Origin of the sequence: Streptomyces ficellus, assembly GCF_009739905.1 — a bacterium.
Lineage (GTDB): Bacteria > Actinomycetota > Actinomycetes > Streptomycetales > Streptomycetaceae > Streptomyces > Streptomyces ficellus_A.
In genome coordinates this window covers 1747297-1764152 of the sequence record NZ_CP034279.1, presented here as the reverse complement: position 1 = coordinate 1764152, position 16856 = coordinate 1747297, and the positions used below count along the sequence as shown (strand labels likewise).

Annotated in this window: 16 protein-coding genes; 6 read left to right on the top strand and 10 right to left on the bottom strand. The window is 72.4% G+C overall.

The window, feature by feature from the left end; translation table 11 throughout:
• Nucleotides 1–43 precede the first annotated feature (43 nt).
• The 6 genes from EIZ62_RS32815 to EIZ62_RS07575 form a co-directional block, all read right to left on the bottom strand.
• Nucleotides 44–130 carry a putative leader peptide gene (locus tag EIZ62_RS32815; RefSeq protein ID WP_341873998.1) on the bottom strand — a complete coding sequence of 29 codons (87 nt, stop codon included), beginning with the start codon at nt 128–130 and terminating at the stop codon, nt 44–46.
• 52 nt (nt 131–182) lie between these two features.
• Nucleotides 183–1784: an FAD-dependent monooxygenase gene (locus EIZ62_RS07595; protein WP_156691953.1), complete on the bottom strand. Its 1602-nt coding sequence runs from the start codon at nt 1782–1784 to the stop codon at nt 183–185.
• 195 nt (nt 1785–1979) lie between these two features.
• Nucleotides 1980–2921 carry an amino acid ABC transporter permease gene (locus tag EIZ62_RS07590; RefSeq protein WP_156691952.1) on the bottom strand — a complete coding sequence of 314 codons (942 nt, stop codon included), beginning with the start codon at nt 2919–2921 and terminating at the stop codon, nt 1980–1982.
• Nucleotides 2918–3565 carry an amino acid ABC transporter permease gene (locus tag EIZ62_RS07585; protein ID WP_156691951.1) on the bottom strand — a complete coding sequence of 216 codons (648 nt, stop codon included), beginning with the start codon at nt 3563–3565 and terminating at the stop codon, nt 2918–2920. Before EIZ62_RS07585 ends, EIZ62_RS07590 begins: the two co-directional genes overlap by 4 nt.
• A 232-nt stretch (nt 3566–3797) precedes the next feature.
• Nucleotides 3798–4721 carry a glutamate ABC transporter substrate-binding protein gene (locus tag EIZ62_RS07580; RefSeq protein WP_156691950.1) on the bottom strand — a complete coding sequence of 308 codons (924 nt, stop codon included), beginning with the start codon at nt 4719–4721 and terminating at the stop codon, nt 3798–3800.
• A 63-nt stretch (nt 4722–4784) separates the two neighbouring features.
• Nucleotides 4785–5570 carry an amino acid ABC transporter ATP-binding protein gene (locus EIZ62_RS07575; protein ID WP_156691949.1) on the bottom strand — a complete coding sequence of 262 codons (786 nt, stop codon included), beginning with the start codon at nt 5568–5570 and terminating at the stop codon, nt 4785–4787.
• Between the two features lie 274 nt (nt 5571–5844).
• Between EIZ62_RS07575 and EIZ62_RS07570 the strand changes: the two genes are divergently transcribed.
• The gene (locus EIZ62_RS07570; RefSeq protein ID WP_156691948.1) at nt 5845–6579 is read left to right on the top strand and encodes a response regulator transcription factor; all 735 of its coding nucleotides are present in this window, start codon (nt 5845–5847) and stop codon (nt 6577–6579) included.
• 15 nt (nt 6580–6594) lie between these two features.
• A complete protein-coding gene (locus tag EIZ62_RS07565; protein WP_156691947.1) occupies nt 6595–7989 on the top strand; it encodes a sensor histidine kinase in 1395 nt (464 codons plus the stop codon).
• 143 nt (nt 7990–8132) lie between these two features.
• On the opposite strand, the gene EIZ62_RS07560 is transcribed toward EIZ62_RS07565, so the two are convergent.
• Both EIZ62_RS07560 and EIZ62_RS07555 read right to left on the bottom strand, forming a co-directional pair.
• Nucleotides 8133–8576, bottom strand: coding sequence for a hypothetical protein (locus EIZ62_RS07560; protein ID WP_156691946.1), 444 nt, complete (start codon nt 8574–8576; stop codon nt 8133–8135).
• A gap of 233 nt (nt 8577–8809) precedes the next feature.
• Nucleotides 8810–9808, bottom strand: a complete 999-nt coding sequence (locus tag EIZ62_RS07555; RefSeq protein WP_156691945.1) for a TAXI family TRAP transporter solute-binding subunit — start codon at nt 9806–9808, stop codon at nt 8810–8812.
• Nucleotides 9809–10063: 255 nt separating this feature from the next.
• On the opposite strand from EIZ62_RS07555, the gene EIZ62_RS07550 reads away from it, so the two are divergent.
• Nucleotides 10064–11440: a cytochrome P450 gene (locus tag EIZ62_RS07550; protein WP_156691944.1), complete on the top strand. Its 1377-nt coding sequence runs from the start codon at nt 10064–10066 to the stop codon at nt 11438–11440.
• A gap of 51 nt (nt 11441–11491) precedes the next feature.
• Here EIZ62_RS07550 and EIZ62_RS07545 read toward each other — a convergent pair whose 3' ends face one another.
• Nucleotides 11492–13033 (bottom strand): APC family permease, encoded by a 1542-nt coding sequence (locus EIZ62_RS07545; protein ID WP_156691943.1) that lies wholly within the window; start codon nt 13031–13033, stop codon nt 11492–11494.
• Nucleotides 13034–13158: 125 nt separating this feature from the next.
• Here EIZ62_RS07545 and EIZ62_RS07540 point away from each other — a divergent pair, with 125 nt between their 5' ends.
• The 3 genes from EIZ62_RS07540 to EIZ62_RS07530 all read left to right on the top strand — a co-directional run bounded on the left by EIZ62_RS07540 (nt 13159) and on the right by EIZ62_RS07530 (nt 16314).
• A complete protein-coding gene (locus EIZ62_RS07540; protein ID WP_156691942.1) occupies nt 13159–13803 on the top strand; it encodes a TetR/AcrR family transcriptional regulator in 645 nt (214 codons plus the stop codon).
• Between the two features lie 47 nt (nt 13804–13850).
• Nucleotides 13851–15341, top strand: a complete 1491-nt coding sequence (gene miaB / locus EIZ62_RS07535; RefSeq protein ID WP_208828170.1) for a tRNA (N6-isopentenyl adenosine(37)-C2)-methylthiotransferase MiaB — start codon at nt 13851–13853, stop codon at nt 15339–15341.
• A gap of 256 nt (nt 15342–15597) precedes the next feature.
• Nucleotides 15598–16314: a class III extradiol dioxygenase subunit B-like domain-containing protein gene (locus tag EIZ62_RS07530; protein ID WP_156691941.1), complete on the top strand. Its 717-nt coding sequence runs from the start codon at nt 15598–15600 to the stop codon at nt 16312–16314.
• Between the two features lie 253 nt (nt 16315–16567).
• Here the strand turns inward: EIZ62_RS07530 and EIZ62_RS07525 are convergent, their stop codons facing one another.
• Nucleotides 16568–16825 carry a hypothetical protein gene (locus EIZ62_RS07525; protein WP_156691940.1) on the bottom strand — a complete coding sequence of 86 codons (258 nt, stop codon included), beginning with the start codon at nt 16823–16825 and terminating at the stop codon, nt 16568–16570.
• Nucleotides 16826–16856 lie beyond the last annotated feature (31 nt).

Sequence of the window (16856 nt, the reverse complement as noted above, 5' to 3'; positions counted from 1 at the left end):
GGACCGGGGGCCGACGGCTGGGCGCGCGGAGGAAAGGGCGAGTTCAGCAGGACCTGCGACACACGCAGCCCGCGTAGCGGACCAGGTCCATGTGGACCCTCCGCCACAGGCGTACGTCGGTGCCAGTCATGATCGGGAGTACAGCACGGACTCCCGGTCCCGTCAATCGACGGCAGCGCCCCTCATGTGACGTCCGCCGTCCGCCCGCTGTGCTCGTCCGACGGCGCGCCGCCCCGTACCGCCTCGGCCGCCGCCAGCAGTTCCGCGGGGTGGACGCCGCCGAAGGCCGCCGCCAGATGACCGTCGGGGCGCACCAGCAGCACGGTGTGCGCAGCCGCTCCCGGGTACGCCTCCGTGACCAGCACCTCACCCTCGACCGGGAGCGCCGCCACCGCCTCCACCAGCCGGGGCATCACCCCCGCGGACATCCAGTGACGCCGGTCCCACACCCCCGTGCCCGGCGCCACCAGCACCGCCAGGAGCCGGCCGCGTCCGAGCCGGTCCCGCAGCCGCGCGGTGGTGCCGTCCTCCGGAGCCGTGACCCGTACGTCCGCGACCGGCGCACCCAGCGGCGTACCGACGCTCGTGTGCGCCTCGGCGTGCAGGGGCGCGAGGGGGGAGTGCGGGTACGCGGGCGGCGCGCCCAGTGGTCCGCGCCCCACGTGCCCGTCGGTCAGCAGCGTGTCGTGCCCGCCGCTCCGCAGGTACGTCCGCAGTCCGCCCGCGCCGCGCAGCACCGGCAACGACTGGTCGGCCGCCCGCAACCGGGCCGCGACCGCCGTGCGACGCTCCGCCTGGTAGCTGTCCAGCAGTACGTCGGAGGCGCCGTGGTGCCAGGCCAGCGCCAGCTTCCACGCCAGGTTCTCGACGTCCCGCAGCCCCTCGTCCAGCCCCTGCGTGCCGAGCGCGCCCAGCAGATGGGCCGCGTCCCCGGCCAGGAAGGCGCGGTCCACCCGCCAGCGCTTGGCGAGCCGGTGGTGCAGCGTGTAGACGCCCGTGTCGACCAGGTCGTACGTCGGTGTCGTTCCCTCGCACCAGCCGGCCAGCGTCTCGCGGATCCGGGCGACGAGCGCGTCGGGCGTCACCAGGTCACCGCGCGGCGGCAGCAGCCAGTCCAGCCGCCACCCGCCGTCGGGCAACGGCCGGGCCGTCACCTCCTCGCCCGCGCCGCGCCAGGGCGGCTGGCGGTGCAGCAGGGCCTCGTCCGGCCAGGGGAGTTCGACGTGGAGGGTGGCGACGGCGTGCCGTTCGACGGCCGTGCGCCCCGGGAATCGGACGCCCAGCAGCTTGCGCACGGTCGAGCGGGCCCCGTCGCAGCCGGCCAGGTGGCTGCCGCGCCACCAGGCCGCCTCGGGGCCGCGGGTGTGCGCGGTGACGCCGTGCGCGTCCTGCTCGATGCCGTCCAGGCGGCTGTGCGTGACCACCCGCACCAGCTCGGGGTCCGCCAGTTCGCTGATCGCCTCCCGCAGCCCGCGCGTCAGGGCGTGCTGCGGAACGTGCAGCGGGGAGGGGGCCTCCGGGCCGAACTCGACGTGCCGCAACTGCTGCCGGCGGCGCATCGCCCGCCAGCCGGTCCAGCGCGCCCCCTCGTCCCGTACGGTGGCGCAGCCGAGGCGCTCCACGAACGCGGCGGTGTCCGGGCGCAGTACGGCCGTGCGGGCGGCGCGCGGTTCGTCCTTGCCGGGGCCCTCGTCCAGGACGACGCTGGGTACGCCCTGCGCGGCCAGGGCGAGCGAGAGCGCCAGCCCGACGGGGCCGGCGCCGACCACGATCACCGGGTCCACAGTGTGACTCCTGAGACGCGGACAGACACGCGGTGAGCAGGGGAAACCCGGGGGAGTGCGGCTGGGGCCCGACGCGACGTGATCACAGAACGTATGCAACCCACTGCGAGTGCTTGCGTCAAGTGACGAGGGCAGCGGCGCGACCGCCACTGCCCTCGTTCAACGCTTATGACACCCGGATGATGTCACAGACCGTCAAATCTTGGGATCTCCGCCCCCACCGGCACCACCGTCGGCTCCGCCCGGGGCGCCGGGCAGGCCGTGGGCGGCCGCGTTGCCCGCGTCACCGGCGAGCACGGCGACCGTTCCGGCCGCGTCGGGCGTCTTGATGCCGGTCTTGGCGCGGCGGCCGCGCTTCTCGATCCAGGTCGCGAGACCGGACAGGGCCAGGCACATCGCGACGTAGATGACACCGATCACCACGATCGTCGACACGTACGGGTACATGCCGTTGACCTGCGTGTTGGAGGCGATCAGCCGGGCGGTCTGGAGCAGCTCGGGGTACAGGATGATGAAGCCGAGCGAGGTGTCCTTGAGGGTGACCACCAGCTGGCTGATGATCGTCGGCAGCATCGCCCGTACGGCCTGCGGGATCAGGACCGTCGTCATGACCTGCGTCTTGCTCATGCCGAGCGCGTACGCGGCCTCGCGCTGGCCCTTCGGCACGGCGTTGACGCCGGCGCGCAGCACCTCGGCCTGGACGCAGCCGTTGTAGATCGACAGGCCGACCGCCAGCGCCCACATCGAGTAGTCGGTGAGGAAACCGACCCACACGGCGTAGATGGTGATGAGCAGCGGGATGGACCGGAACAGCTCGATGAAGCCGGTCGCCAGCCACCGCACCGGCTTGTGGTCGGAGAGGCGGGCGACCGCGAGCAGCACGCCGAGCACCAGCGAGCCGACGGCCGCGATGCCGAACGCCTTGAGGGTGGCGAGGACGGCGTCGGCGATGTTCTGCCGGATGCCCGCGTAGTTGAAGATGTCCCACATCTCGGGGGCGAGGTGCCCCTTGTCGCTCAGCCGCATGATCGTGACGCCGAGCAGCGCGGCGATGGCGAGGGTGCCGACGACGGCGTAGATGCGGTTGCGGACGACGGCCTTGGGGCCGGGGGCGTCGAAGAGAACGCTGGCGCTCATCGGGCGACCTCCATACGGCGCTCAAGGATGCGGAAGACGCCGCTGATGGTGAAGGTGACCACCAGGTAGGCGAGGGAGACCCAGATGAAGATCGGGATGATGTCGTATCCCTCTTCGCTCATCAGCTTCTGCCAGCCGAAGAGTTCGGTGACGCTGAAGGCGCCCGCGATGGCCGAGTTCTTGGTGAGGGCGATGAGGATCGAGCTCATCGGCGGCAGCACGGTGCGGGTGGCCTGCGGCAGCACGATCAGCCGCAGCGTCTGCGAGAACGTCATGCCGAGCGAGCGGGCCGCCTCGGCCTGTCCCAGCGGCACCGTGTTGATGCCGGAGCGGACCGCCTCGCAGATGAAGGAGGAGGTGTAGAAGCCGAGCGCGATCGATCCGAGGACGAAGGCGCTCATGCCCGGGAACAGGATCTCGGGGACCACGAACGTCGTCACCAGGAACAGCAGCGTCAGCGGCGTGTTGCGCAGCAGGGTGACCCACGCGGTGCCGAACCAGCGCAGCGGCGGGACGGGGGAGACCCGGAAACCGGCGATGGCGACACCGAGGATCAGCGCGATGGCCGTGCTGACGGCGGTGATCGACACGGTTCCTATGAAGCCGTCGCGGAACTCTGAGAAGTGGTCGAGCAGTACGTTCATGGGGTCTCCGCGTCGGAGGTCAGCGGCTGGCGGTCAAGGTGCGTGTGGGGCGGGGGCAGTGCGTGCGCCGGACGCGCCGGATGGGCCCGGTGCGTACAAGCGCGGCGTAAGCGCGGCGTACGAGCGAGGTACGTGCGACACGGCACGACACGACACCCGCCCCCGCACCGGGCAAGGGGCGGAGCGCCCCGTACGCGTCAGGTACGGGGCGCTTCGTCGTGAAGCGGGACGGTCAGTAGCGCTCGAGCGCCGGCGGCGCGGTGTAGTCCGAGCCGGACAGACCCAGGGTGGCCTCGTAGATCTTCTTGTACGTGCCGTCCTTGACGCCCTTGTCCAGGGCGTTGCTGACCGCGTCGCGCAGGACCTTGTCCTCCTTGTCCATGCCGACGCCGTACGGCTCCTTGGTGAACGGCTTGCCGACGACCTTGAGCTTGCCGGGGTTCTGGGCGGCGTAACCCTTGAGGATCGCGTCGTCCGTCGTCACGGCGTCGACCTGCTTGGTGAGCAGCTGCTGCACGCAGTCCGAGTACTTGCCGAGCTCGGTGGTGTCGGCGCCGTACTGCGGCTTCTTGATCTCCTGCAGCGGCGTGGAGCCCTTGATGGAGCAGACCTTCTTGCCCTTGACGGCGTCCGGGCCGGTGATCGAGGTGTCGTCCTTGCGGACCAGAAGGTCGGCGCCGGCCAGGTAGTACGGACCCGCGAAGCCGACCTGCGCCTTGCGCTTGTCGTTGATCGTGTACGTACCGACGTAGTAGTCGACCTGGCCCTTGGAGATGGCCGTCTCGCGGGTGCTGGAGTCGACCGTCTTCCACTCGATCTGGGACTCGTTGAAGCCCAGCTCGGCGGCGATCATCTTGGCGATCTCGATGTCGAAGCCCGAGCGCTTCTTGGTGGCCTGGTCCTCGAAGCCGAGGTACGGCTGGTCCGCCTTGGAGCCGACGATCAGCTTGCCGCGCTTCTTGGCGGCCTGGAAGGCGGGCGAGCCCTTCAGGTCGACGTTGGTGGCGACGACGTACTTGGGGAGGGCCGGGGCGTTGGTGGCGCCGGGCTGGACGCCGGCCGGCTTGTCACCGGCGGAGCCCTCCTTGCCACCACAGGCGGTCGCGGACAGCGCGAGCACAGCAACGGCCACGGCGGCCGTCTTGCGGAGCTTCATGGTGAACATCCCTTATGTCGTGGTTCGTTGGTCGTCATCGCCGTTGGTCACCGGCGGGACCCGTCAGTGGTGAAGGATCTTCGACAGGAAGTCCTTGGCCCGGTCGCTGCGCGGGTTGCTGAAGAAGTGCTCCGGCGTCGCCTCTTCGACGATCCGGCCGTCGGCCATGAAGACGACCCGGTTGGCGGCGGACCGCGCGAAGCCCATCTCGTGGGTGACGACGATCATCGTCATCCCGTCCCGCGCCAGCTGCTGCATGACCTCGAGGACCTCATTGATCATCTCGGGGTCGAGCGCCGACGTGGGCTCGTCGAAGAGCATCACCTTCGGGTCCATGGCCAGCGCACGGGCGATCGCGACGCGCTGCTGCTGTCCGCCGGACAGCTGTGCCGGGTACTTGTCGGCCTGCGAGCCGACGCCCACCCGGTCCAGGAGCGTCCTGGCCTTCTGTTCCGCGGCCTTCTTGTCCGCCTTGCGGACCTTGACCTGGCCCAGCATGACGTTCTCCAGCACGGTCTTGTGCGCGAAGAGGTTGAACGACTGGAAGACCATGCCGACGTCGGCCCGCAGCCGGGCGAGCTCCTTGCCCTCCTGGGGCAGCGGCTTGCCGTCGATGGTGATGCTGCCGGAGTCGATGGTCTCCAGGCGGTTGATGGTGCGGCACAGCGTGGACTTGCCGGACCCGGACGGCCCGATGACGACCACGACCTCGCCACGGGCGATGGTCAGGTCGATGTCCTGGAGCACATGCAGCGCGCCGAAGTGCTTGTTGACGTTGCTCAGCACGACCAGGTCGCTCGCCGTCGGTACGGCGTCCTCCGCGCCCTTGGTCACTGACACTCCGCTCATCGGCTTCTTGCTCCGTCCTGCTCGGTTGGAGAGGACACTAAGCACGTGGTGCGACCAGCGTCATTACATCTGAGCGGAAATTGAGGATAACGATCCGGCTGCAACCGGACACTATGCGTGAACGGGACGGCACGGGAGGGCGGCGAGGAGAACGGGTGCATAACGGAACCCCGCCCGCGGCCGGAACCCTCTTGACTGGCGGGCCGCTCATCGGCGTTCATGCCCAGGTGGCCGTTTGGTCACCCGAGTGATCGCACCTTCGGAAGGGGGCCCATTGAGACTGCTGCTCGTCGAGGACGACGACCACGTCGCCGCCGCCCTGTCCGCGATCCTCAAGAAGCACGGGTTCGACGTCACCCACGCCCGCAACGGCGAAGAGGCGCTCCAGGCCGTGCTGCCCGCCGCCAACGCCGGACGCGCCCCCTTCGGCGTCGTCCTCCTGGACCTCGGCCTGCCCGACCAGGACGGCTACCAGGTGTGCGGCAAGATCCGGAAGCTCACCACCACGCCCGTGATCATGGTGACCGCGCGGGCCGACGTCCGCTCGCGCATCCACGGCCTCAACCTGGGCGCCGACGACTACGTCGTCAAGCCGTACGACACGGGCGAACTGCTCGCCCGCATCCACGCCGTCAGCCGGCGCTCCGCCCCGGACGCCGACGACGCCGGCAACGGCGGTACGGGCGGCGGCAACGGCGGTACGGACGAGGCGGCGCCGCTGCGCCTGGGCGCCGTCACCATCGAGCTGCCCACCCGCCGGGTCACCGTGGCGGGCGCGGAGGTCCAGCTCACCCGCAAGGAGTTCGACCTGCTCGCCCTGCTCGCGCAGCGCCCCGGCGTCGTCTTCCGCCGCGAGCAGATCATCAGCGAGGTCTGGCGCACCAGCTGGGAGGGGACCGGCCGCACCCTGGAGGTCCACGTGGCGTCCCTCCGCGCCAAGCTGCGGATGCCCGCCCTCATCGAGACCGTGCGCGGCGTCGGTTACCGCCTGGTCGCGCCGGCCGCGTAACGTCCCGGCGATCCCGTGCGCACCCGGCTGCTCCCGTTGCTCCTCGTCCTCATGGCGGGCGTGCTCCTCGCGCTCGGGTTCCCGCTCGCCGCCGCACTCGCCGCCGCCCAGCAGCAGACCGTCGTCGTCGACCGCATCGACGACACCGCCCGCTTCGCGGCGCTCGCCCAGTTCGTCACCGAGCGCGGGCCCGGCATCGACGAGCGGCAGTCCACCCTCTACGGCGAACTCGTCCGCTACCACGAGGTGTACGGGATCGAGGTCGGCGTCTTCTTCCGCGACACCACCGCCATGGCCCGCGCCCCGAAGGACTGGGACGTCCCCGCGAGCGGCGAGCCCCGCCGCGCCTTCCGCGAGGCGCTGCTGGGCCGCCGCAGCCACGACCCGCCGCAGGTGTGGCCCTGGCAGCCGAACGCCCGGCTCGCCGTCGCCTCACCGGTAGTACGGGACGGGGACGTCGTCGCGGTCGTGCTCACCGACTCGCCCACCGGGCAGCTGCGCTCCCGCATCCTGCACGGCTGGCTGCTGATCGCGGCCGGTGAGGTCGCCGCGATGCTGCTGGCCGTCGGGGCGGCGTTCCGGCTGACCGGATGGGTGCTCAAGCCCGTCAAGGTCCTGGACGCGGCCACCCACGACATCGCGACCGGCCGGATGAAGTCCAGGGTCGCGGCGGCCGGTGGCCCGCCGGAACTGCGGCGCCTCGCCCGCTCGTTCAACGAGATGGCCGACAACGTCGAGGAAGTGCTGGAGCAGCAGCGGGCCTTCGTCGCCGACGCCTCCCACCAGCTGCGCAACCCGCTCGCCGCGCTGCTGCTGCGCATCGAGCTGCTGGCGCTGGAACTGCCGCCCGGCAACGACGAGATCGCCTCCGTACGCACCGAGGGCAAGCGCCTGGCGCAGGTCCTGGACGACCTGCTGGACCTCGCCCTCGCCGAGCACGCCGCCGCCGATCTGCGGCTCACCGACATCGGCGAACTGACCGGCGAACGCGTGGCCGCCTGGCGGCCGCTCGCCGACGAGAAGGGCGTCCGCCTCACCGGCCGGGGGACCGCGGTCACCGCCTGGGCCGACCCGGTGGCCCTCTCCAGCGCCCTCGACGCCGTCATCGACAACGCGCTGAAGTTCACGCCCGCCGGCGAGGAGGTCACCGTGACGGTCGCCGCCGACGGCGACACCTCCACCATCGTGATCACGGACGGCGGCCCCGGCCTGACCGACGAGGAGCTGGCCCGCATCGGGGACCGCTTCTGGCGCAGCAATCGCCACCAGAACATCAAGGGCTCGGGCCTCGGCCTGTCCATCTCGCGCGCCCTGCTCACCGCCGGCGGCGGCTCCCTCACCTACGCCCACCACGAGCCGCACGGCCTGCGCGTCACGGTCACCGTCCCGCGCACCGCGCCGGACGCGTGAGGGTCGGACGGCGGTCGAGGCGGTACGCGGTGCACGACGACGGCCCGCCGGTCTCCCGGCGGGCCGTCGAGTTGTGACGCACCCGTGCACCGCGTGATGTCACACGAGCCGGAGCGCGGTGTTCACGGGCCGGTCCGTAAAGGTCACCGGGGCACCGGCGTGAACATGGTGCTCGGCTGGTACCAGTTGCTGCACTCCCTCACCTTGGCACCGGCCTTGCTGGTGATGTCGGCACACGCGCGCCACCAGTAGTCGCCGTACTTGGTGGTCTCGGTGTGCGCGACCCACCCGACAGCCGCCTTCTTGCTGTGCGGGCCGGTCCAGGTGGCCGGGTTGGGGCCCTCCGTGGCGCGCTCGAACCACACCTCGGAGGCCCTACCCTGCTTGGTCACCTCCGCGTACCCGAACATGTCCTTTTCCGGCCGGCAGTAATTCCACACCATGCCCATGCGGGCTTCGGTCCGGTAGTCGTACTCCTGCCGGAAGCCGTTGAACGGCTTACCGGCGTTCTTCTCGCACTCCTCCTCGATGGACGTGTTCTGCGGCGGCGCGGTCGTGGCGGCCGCCTGGACCGTGCCGATTCCCATGACGCAGACAGTGGCGGCCGATGCGGCCAGAACGCGACGAAGCACGTCGTTCCCCCTAGGACTGATGGGCCGGATTTCGGATTCCCGCCCCCGATTCTTCGATGGCGTCTACATCCGGTCCAGGAGGAAAGGCCAGCAGAAAAGCCCGGAGCGCCATCGATCATTTCAAGCCGACGGAATTCAGAATTCCGTGCGACGGAGTCCGTGAGCCCCTCCGCGTCCCGTCCCGCCGCTCAGGGCTTGACCGACCGGTAGTAGCGCCGCGCGCCCTCGTGCAGGGGCAGCGGGTCGGTGTAGACGGCCGTGCGGAGGTCGACCAGCTGGGCGGGGTGCACCTCGCGGCCGATCCGGTCGCGGCTCTGGATCACCGTGCGGGTGAAGGCCTCCGCCAGCGCCGGGTCCGTACGGTCGGTGGTGACGAGCAGGTTGGCCACGGCCACCGTGTCGACCGGCCGGCCCTCCTGGGAGAGGGCGTACGCGTCGGCGGGGATGACCGCCGAGCGGTAGTAGCGGCCGCTGCCACCGCCCTCGTGCACCCGGTTGACCAGGTCGTCCTGGAGCGGGACGAGCCGGATCGGGAAGCGCTCCGAGAGCTTCTGCACGGCGCTGGTGGGCAGCCCGCCCGACCAGAAGAACGCGTCCAGCTTCCCCTGCTCCAGCAGGGTCGGCATCGTGTCGATCCCCGCCGACACGGGCTCGATCCCCGTCTCGGGGTCGACCTTGGCGGCCTGGAGCAGCCGGTTGGCGATCAGCCGTACGCCCGACCCCTCCTGTCCCACGCCGACCCGCAGGCCCCGCAGGTCACCGGTCGACCGCACCTTGGAGCCCCTGGGCACGATCAGCTGCACGTAGTCGTCGTACAGCCGGGCGCAGCCGCGCAGGTCGTACGCACCGGGCCGGCTGTCCCGGATGTACGTGGCCACCGCGTCGGCCGTGGCGATCGTGAAGTCCGCCTCCCCGGACGCGAGCCGCTCCAGGTTCTGCCGGGAACCCTCGCTGTCGAGCAGCTGTATGGCGACGTCCGGCACCTGCCGCCCCAGCGCCTCCTCCAGCAGCTCGCCGTAGCGCTGGTACACCCCGGTCGGTACGCCGGTGCTGAAAGTGACCTTCCCGCGCGGCGACGGGTCACCGGCGGGAACCAGCCACCACAGGAGCAGGCCGAGCACCGCGAGACCCACCGCCCACGCCTGAAGGGCGCGGCGGCGGCCGATACGGGACAGGGCCTGGAGCATGGCGCGATCCTGCCAGCTCACTCCCGGTGCTGACCAGGCCCGGCGGACAACGGTTCGGGCACCGGACCCACCGCGGCCGGTGCCCGGACGGGGGCCGGCGCCCGGACGGCCGCGACGGCCCGGCCCCGGCCGGCGTCCGGGAACCCGATCGGCGGCGGCCCGTCGCGACCTCCCGTTCCCCCGCCGCGTTAGGGGTGCCGAGAGTGCTCTTGAGAGTGCCGAGAGTGCCGCCGCGAGACGACCGCTGGAGCCCCCGTGACCACGTGCAGCGTTCCCCTGACCCCCGTGCCCGGGCCGCGTGGCCTGCCCGTGCTGGGCAACCTCCCCGAATTCGGCAGGGACCCGCTGGCGTTCCTGACCCGGCTGCGGGACGAGTTCGGGGACGCCGTCCGCTGGTCGCTCGGCCCCCGCCCGAGCCTGTTCCTGTCCCACCCGGAGCACATCGCCGAGCTGCTGGGCGCGCGGGAGCGGGCGTACGACATCCTCGACATCGGCTGGGCGTTCAAGCGGGTCGTCGGCCAGAGCGTGATCATGAGCAAGGGCGAGGACTGGCGCCGCAAGCGCTCGCTCGTGCAGCCGACCGTCCGGCCGCGCCAGGTCAGGGCGTACGCCGCCACCATGGTCGACTGCGCCCGCTCCGCCGCCGACGGGTGGCGGGACGGGGACCGCGTCGACGTGCGCCACCAGATGGCACTGATCACCCAGCGCGTGGTGCTCCGCTGCCTCTTCGGCAACGACCTCGGTGACCGGACACGGGCGCTCGCCGACGCGATGAACGTCGCCGAGCAGGTCATCGGCGCCGAGCTGCGCGGCATGAGCCTCTTCCTGCCCGGCTGGGTCACCACCCCGGCGCGGCAACGGCTGCGGGCGGCCGTGTCCACGATCGACGCCGAGGTGCACCGGCTGATCCGCGCACGCCTGCGGGAGGGCCGCCCCCAGGGCGGCGGGGCCGAGGCGGGCCGTGACGACCTGCTGAGCCGGCTCCTCGCCGCCCGCGACGAGCAGGGCCGCCCGCTGTCGCCCCGGGAGGTGCGCGACGAGGCGGTCACCCTGTGGGCGGCCGGTCACGAGACGACGTCGACCGCCCTCACCTGGACGTGGCACCTGCTGTCGGCGTCGCCCTCCGCACGGGACCGCCTCGAAACCGAACTCGACCGCGTCCTGGGCGGGCGGCCGCCCACCATCGACGACCACGACCGCCTCACCTGGACCCAGCAGATCGTCAAGGAGGCCCTGCGGCTCTACCCGCCCGCCTGGCTGCTCGCCGGTGTCGCCCGCGAGGGCGCCACCCTCGGCGGTACGCGCCTCCCGGCCGGGACCGTCGTCTGGTGCAGCCCGTGGACCACCCACCGCGACCCGCGCTGGTTCCCGCGGTCCACCGAATTCCGCCCGGAACGCTGGGACGGCGACAGCCCCGACCCCGTACCCGACCACGCCTGGTACCCCTTCGGCGGCGGTCAGCGCACCTGCCTCGGGGCCCGCTTCGCCCAGGTGGAGGCCGTCCTGGTCCTCGCCACGCTCGCGCAGCGCTTCCGCCTCGACCTGCCGCCCACGCCGGTGACGCCCCGGGCGGCCCTGCTGCTCCAGCCGTCGGCCCCGCTGCTGGCCACCGTCCGCGCCACCGGGCGGTGACCGGAGGCGGCCACCCGCGTCGTACGGCGTGGCCACCCGCGTCGTACGGCGTCAGGGCGCGTCGGCCCCGGCGGCCGGGCCGGCGGCCGTGACGGCGGGACGGCCCTCCTCGGTCCCGTGGGCGTGGAGGTCGCCTCCATGGGCGCCGATCCTGTCCTGCGGGCGCCGGACCACCAGGTAGGCCAGCCCGGCCAGGACGATCACGGCGGTGCCGATGAGCCCGGCCCACACCTGGTACCAGGGCGCGCTCGGCGGGGCGAGGATGGCCCGTGGCCAGCAGACGTTGACGACCTCGAAGCCGGTCCACAGCACGGCCAGCGCGTTGAGGAACGTACCCTTGCGCCCCTGCCGGACGTGGCCGGACGGGACCCAGGTGCCGCGCAGGCGGGCGACCAGGGCGGCCAGCGCGGTCAGGAAGAACGGCAGGAAGGTCGCCGCCGTACCGAAGGCGATCAGGCTGCCTATCGCGGTGGCGTCCAGGCCGAGCAGCAGGGCCGTCCCGCTGACCAGCGTGGAGGCGACCAGGCCCCCGATCGGCGCCCGGCGCCCGTTCACCTTGCGGACGTGACGTGAGAAGGGGAAGACGCCGTCCCGGGCGAGCGAGTACAGCCCGCGCGCCGCGCCGCCCTGGGACGCCATGGCGCAGGCCAGGAACCCGACGAGGACGACCGCCACGAAGGGCTTGTCCGACCACGAGCCGAAGGAGTGCACCACGGCGGTCGTCACCGGGTCGGCGTCCTCGCCCAGGACGACCCGCTCGGGGGCGGGGTGCGCGAGGGCGACCGCCATCGCGTTCAGGATCACGACGACACCGACGCTCAGCAGCGCCCACCACATGGCGCGCGGCACCTGCCGCCCCGCGTCCCTGGTCTCCTCGGCCGTCGAGACGCAGGCGTCGAACCCGATGAACGCCCACCCGGCGACGGCCACGGCGGCGAGGAAGGCCAGTGCGGTCGACCCGCCCGACAGGGCTTCGGCGCCCATGGTGTCCGTGAACAGGACGAAGTCGTGGTCGCGGAAGAAGAGCAGCAGGGAGAAGCCGACCAGGACGGAGGCGACGGCCTCGGCGCCGATGCCCAGGGACACGATCAGGCTCAGGACACGGATGCCGTACGCGTTGACCAGCATGCAGCTCAGCAGGATGCCGACGGCGACCGCCACCATGGCGCCGGGCGAGGGCGTGATCCCGAAGAGCGCGAAGACCCAGGGGGAGGCCAGGTAGGCGACGGTCGTGTTGCCGAACATCACGGCGAACTGCCACACCCAGCCGCCCATCCAGCCGAAGGCCGGCCCCAGCAGACGGCGGCCCCACTGGTACGGGCCGCCCGCCAGCGGCCACTGGGACGCCAGCTCGGCGTACACGTTCACGACCAGGCACTGGCCGGCCAGCACCACCGGCAGCGCCCAGATCCAGGCGGGTCCCGCGACCGTCGTGCCGACCATGGCCACCGCGTAGAGGGCCACCACCGGCGAGACCACGGCGAAGCCCATGGAGACGTTCCCCAGAACGCCGAGGCTGCGGCGCAGCTCCTGCCGGTAGCCGAGCTCGCCCAGGCGGGCGGCGTCGGCGTCGCTGTCGTACGGCTGGGTCATGGTCACCTCGTGGCGCTAAATCTAACGTTGTTAGGTATCGGGTGCGGGGAACGTAACGCGCCACTGGCCGAATGGGAACCCCTCCCGCCCGGTAACCTGGCGCCGGAACGAGGGGGAGCACCGCGATGGGCCGACCGAGCCAGCCACTGCTGAGCCGCGAGAGCATCGCGCGCACCGCCCTGGAACTCCTTGAGGAGCTGGGCCCTCAGGCCCTGACCATGCGGGCGCTCGCCCAGCGCCTGGGCGTGCGCGGCGCGTCGCTCTACCACCACGTGGCGTCCAAGGACGACCTGCTGGACGCGGCGCTGGAGCGCATCAACGAGGACATCGACCTCGGCCCGCTCGACGACCCGCGGTGGCGCGAGGGCATCGCCACGTACGCCCGCGGCTACCGGCGCGTCTACCTGCGCCACCCGCACATGATCGCCCTGGTGGCCCGGCGCCGCGTCGAGGCCGACAAGGCCCTGCGCGGCTACGACGCGCTCATCGCCGCCCTCGTCCGGGCCGGCTGCACCCCCGCCGGGGCGGCCGAGGTCGCCGCCGCCCTCGACTACCTGGTCCTCGGCTCGGCCCTGGAGACCTTCACCGCCGGTTTCACGCGGACCCCGGACGGCTACCGCCCCGCCCACCCCTCCCTCGCCGCCGCCCTGGAGGAGGCCGCCGCCGAACCGTCCGGCCTGCCGGGCCTCGACGACCGCGGCTTCGAGACGGGCCTCGCCCTCCTCCTCGACGGCCTCGCCGCCCGTATCCAGCAGGGCGGGCCGGCCTGACCCCTTACCCTTGACGGGTGAGCGGTAACGACGTGGCTGGCGGAGTAGTGGACGGTTTGAAGACGTACGAGGTACGCACCTACGGGTGCCAGATGAACGTTCACGACTCCGAGCGCCTGTCCGGCCTACTGGAGGACGCCGGATACGTCCGCGCCCCCGAGGGCGCCGACGGCGACGCCGACGTCGTGGTCTTCAACACCTGCGCGGTCCGCGAGAACGCCGACAACAAGCTGTACGGCAACCTCGGCCGCCTCGCCCCCATGAAGACCAAGCGCCCCGGCATGCAGATCGCCGTGGGCGGCTGCCTGGCCCAGAAGGACCGCGACACCATCGTCACGAAGGCGCCGTGGGTCGACGTCGTCTTCGGTACGCACAACATCGGCAAGCTGCCGGTGCTCCTGGAGCGCGCCCGCGTCCAGGAAGAGGCGCAGGTCGAGATCGCCGAGTCGCTGGAGGCCTTCCCCTCCACGCTGCCGACCCGGCGCGAGTCCGCCTACGCCGCCTGGGTCTCGATCTCCGTCGGCTGCAACAACACCTGCACCTTCTGCATCGTCCCGGCGCTGCGCGGCAAGGAGAAGGACCGCCGCCCCGGCGACATCCTCGCCGAGATCGAGGCCCTGGTCGCCGAGGGCGTCTCCGAGATCACCCTCCTCGGCCAGAACGTCAACGCCTACGGCTCCGACATCGGCGACCGCGAGGCCTTCAGCAAGCTGCTGCGCGCCTGCGGGAAGATCGAGGGCCTGGAGCGCGTCCGCTTCACCTCCCCCCACCCGCGCGACTTCACGGACGACGTCATCGCCGCGATGGCCGAGACGCCCAACGTGATGCCGCAGCTCCACATGCCGCTCCAGTCCGGCTCGGACACCGTCCTGAAGGCGATGCGCCGCTCCTACCGCCAGGACCGCTTCCTCGGCATCATCGGCAAGGTCCGCGACGCCATCCCGCACGCCGCCATCTCCACCGACATCATCGTGGGCTTCCCCGGTGAGACGGAGGAGGACTTCGAGCAGACCATGCACGTGGTGCGCGAGGCGCGCTTCGCGCAGGCCTTCACCTTCCAGTACTCCAAGCGGCCCGGCACGCCCGCGGCGACCATGGACGGGCAGATCCCCAAGGAGGTCGTCCAGGACCGCTACATGCGCCTGGTCGCCCTCCAGGAGGAGATCTCCTGGGAGGAGAACAAGAAGCAGGTCGGCCGCACCCTCGACGTCATGGTCGCGGAGGGCGAGGGCCGCAAGGACGGCGCCACCCACCGCCTCTCCGGCCGCGCCCCCGACAACCGCCTGGTCCACTTCACCAAGCCGGAGCAGGAGGTGCGCCCCGGCGACGTGGTGACCGTCGAGATCACCTACGCGGCCCCGCACCACCTCCTCGCCGAGGGCCCGACGGCCGCGGTACGCCGCACCCGCGCGGGCGACGCCTGGGAGAAGCGCAACGCCGCGCAGGCGGCCAAGCCCGCCGGCGTCATGCTCGGCCTGCCCCAGATCGGCGCCCCGGCCCCCCTCCCCCCGGTCACGGGCGGCTGCACGGTCGGCTGACCCGGCGGGCGGTGCTCCGGCCGCGGTACGGGGCCGGCCCGGACAGCTGTCGCGGGGGTGGCCTTTCTGCGGACGCTGCGCCCGGACGCCTGCACCCCCTGCCGTCGTGCGTCCGTACGGGGGTCGGCCTTGCCCGGCGGCCGGCCCCGCTCCGGGGGCGGCGCCTCCCGCCGACCCCCGCACCGCACCGCACCGCATGCGAGCGGTCTGCGGGCGCTGGGCCTTGCCGCTCGTCCCACCGGATACGCTGCGGATCATGCTTGTCGCCGCCGCCGTCTGCCCCTGTCCGCCGCTCCTCGTCCCCGACGTCGCCGCCGGGGCCGCGCCCGAGCTGGACGGGGCGCGCACGGCGTGCTCCGACGCGCTCGCGGTGCTCGCCGCCTCCCGGCCCGACCGACTGGTCGTGATCGGCCCCGGCGCGGGGGAGGAGCCGGAACGGTACCCGGCGGGGAGCGCGGGGGACTTCCGGGGCTTCGGCGTGGACCTGGACGTGCGGCTGGGCGAGGGGCCCGGCGGCGGCCGGCCGCTGCCCGCGTCGCTCGCCGTGGGCGCCTGGCTCCTGGGGCGTGCCGGATGGGCGGACGCCCCGGTCGAGGGCCTCGCGGTGGGCGAGCGGCTCCCGGCCGGGCGCTGCGCCGGTGCGGGCCGCGAGCTGGCGGCCGAGGGCGACCGGCTCGCCCTCCTCGTGCTGGGCGACGGCAGCGCCTGCCGCACCCTCAAGGCGCCGGGCTACCTCGACGACCGCGCCGCCGCCTTCGACGAGGGGGCCGCCCGGGCCCTGGGCGCGGCCGACACGGACGCCCTGGCGGCGCTGGACGAGCATCTCGCGCACGAGCTGAAGGCGGCCGGGCGGGCGCCCTGGCAGGTCCTCGCGGGCGCGGCCGGGGACGCGGGCCGCGCGGGCCTGGAGGGGCGTCTGCTGTACGAGGGCGTCCCCTACGGCGTCGGCTACTTCGTCGCCGTCTGGTCGTAGCGGGTGGCCGGCCGGACCGACCCCTGATGCGGGACCCCGACGCAAGACGGACGGCCGCGAAGCACGGGCATCGTGCTTCGCGGCCGTCCGTCGTGCCGTGGCCGGCTGGAACGAGGTCAGGAGGCCGGCGGGGCCGGTGGCGGCGGCGTACCGCCGTCGTCCTTGTGGGCGATCCGGCCCAGGTCGTGTCCGTAAAGTCTCGCCTGGCCCGCCCATGGGGCACCTTCCCCCGGAACAGCCGTCGTACGGGACCTCAACTACGGGCGCTCTCGCCGGCCTCGTTGTCCGCCGCCTCCTCGGCCGACTGCTGCTTCGGAATGTCCACGGCCTCGGCGGCCGCCGCCTCCTCCGGTCGTCCCGTAGTCTCGGCCGACTCCGACGGCGTCACCGCTTCCGGCTCCGACGCCTCCGGCTCCGCGTCCTGGGGCTCCTCCGCCAGAGTGGCGGCCGCAGCCGGCTCCTCTACCGGGGCCTCGGACTTCTTCCTGCGAAACCGTGAAAACACGCCCATATCTACTCCAAAGCGTCCTCGTGTGGGCGAA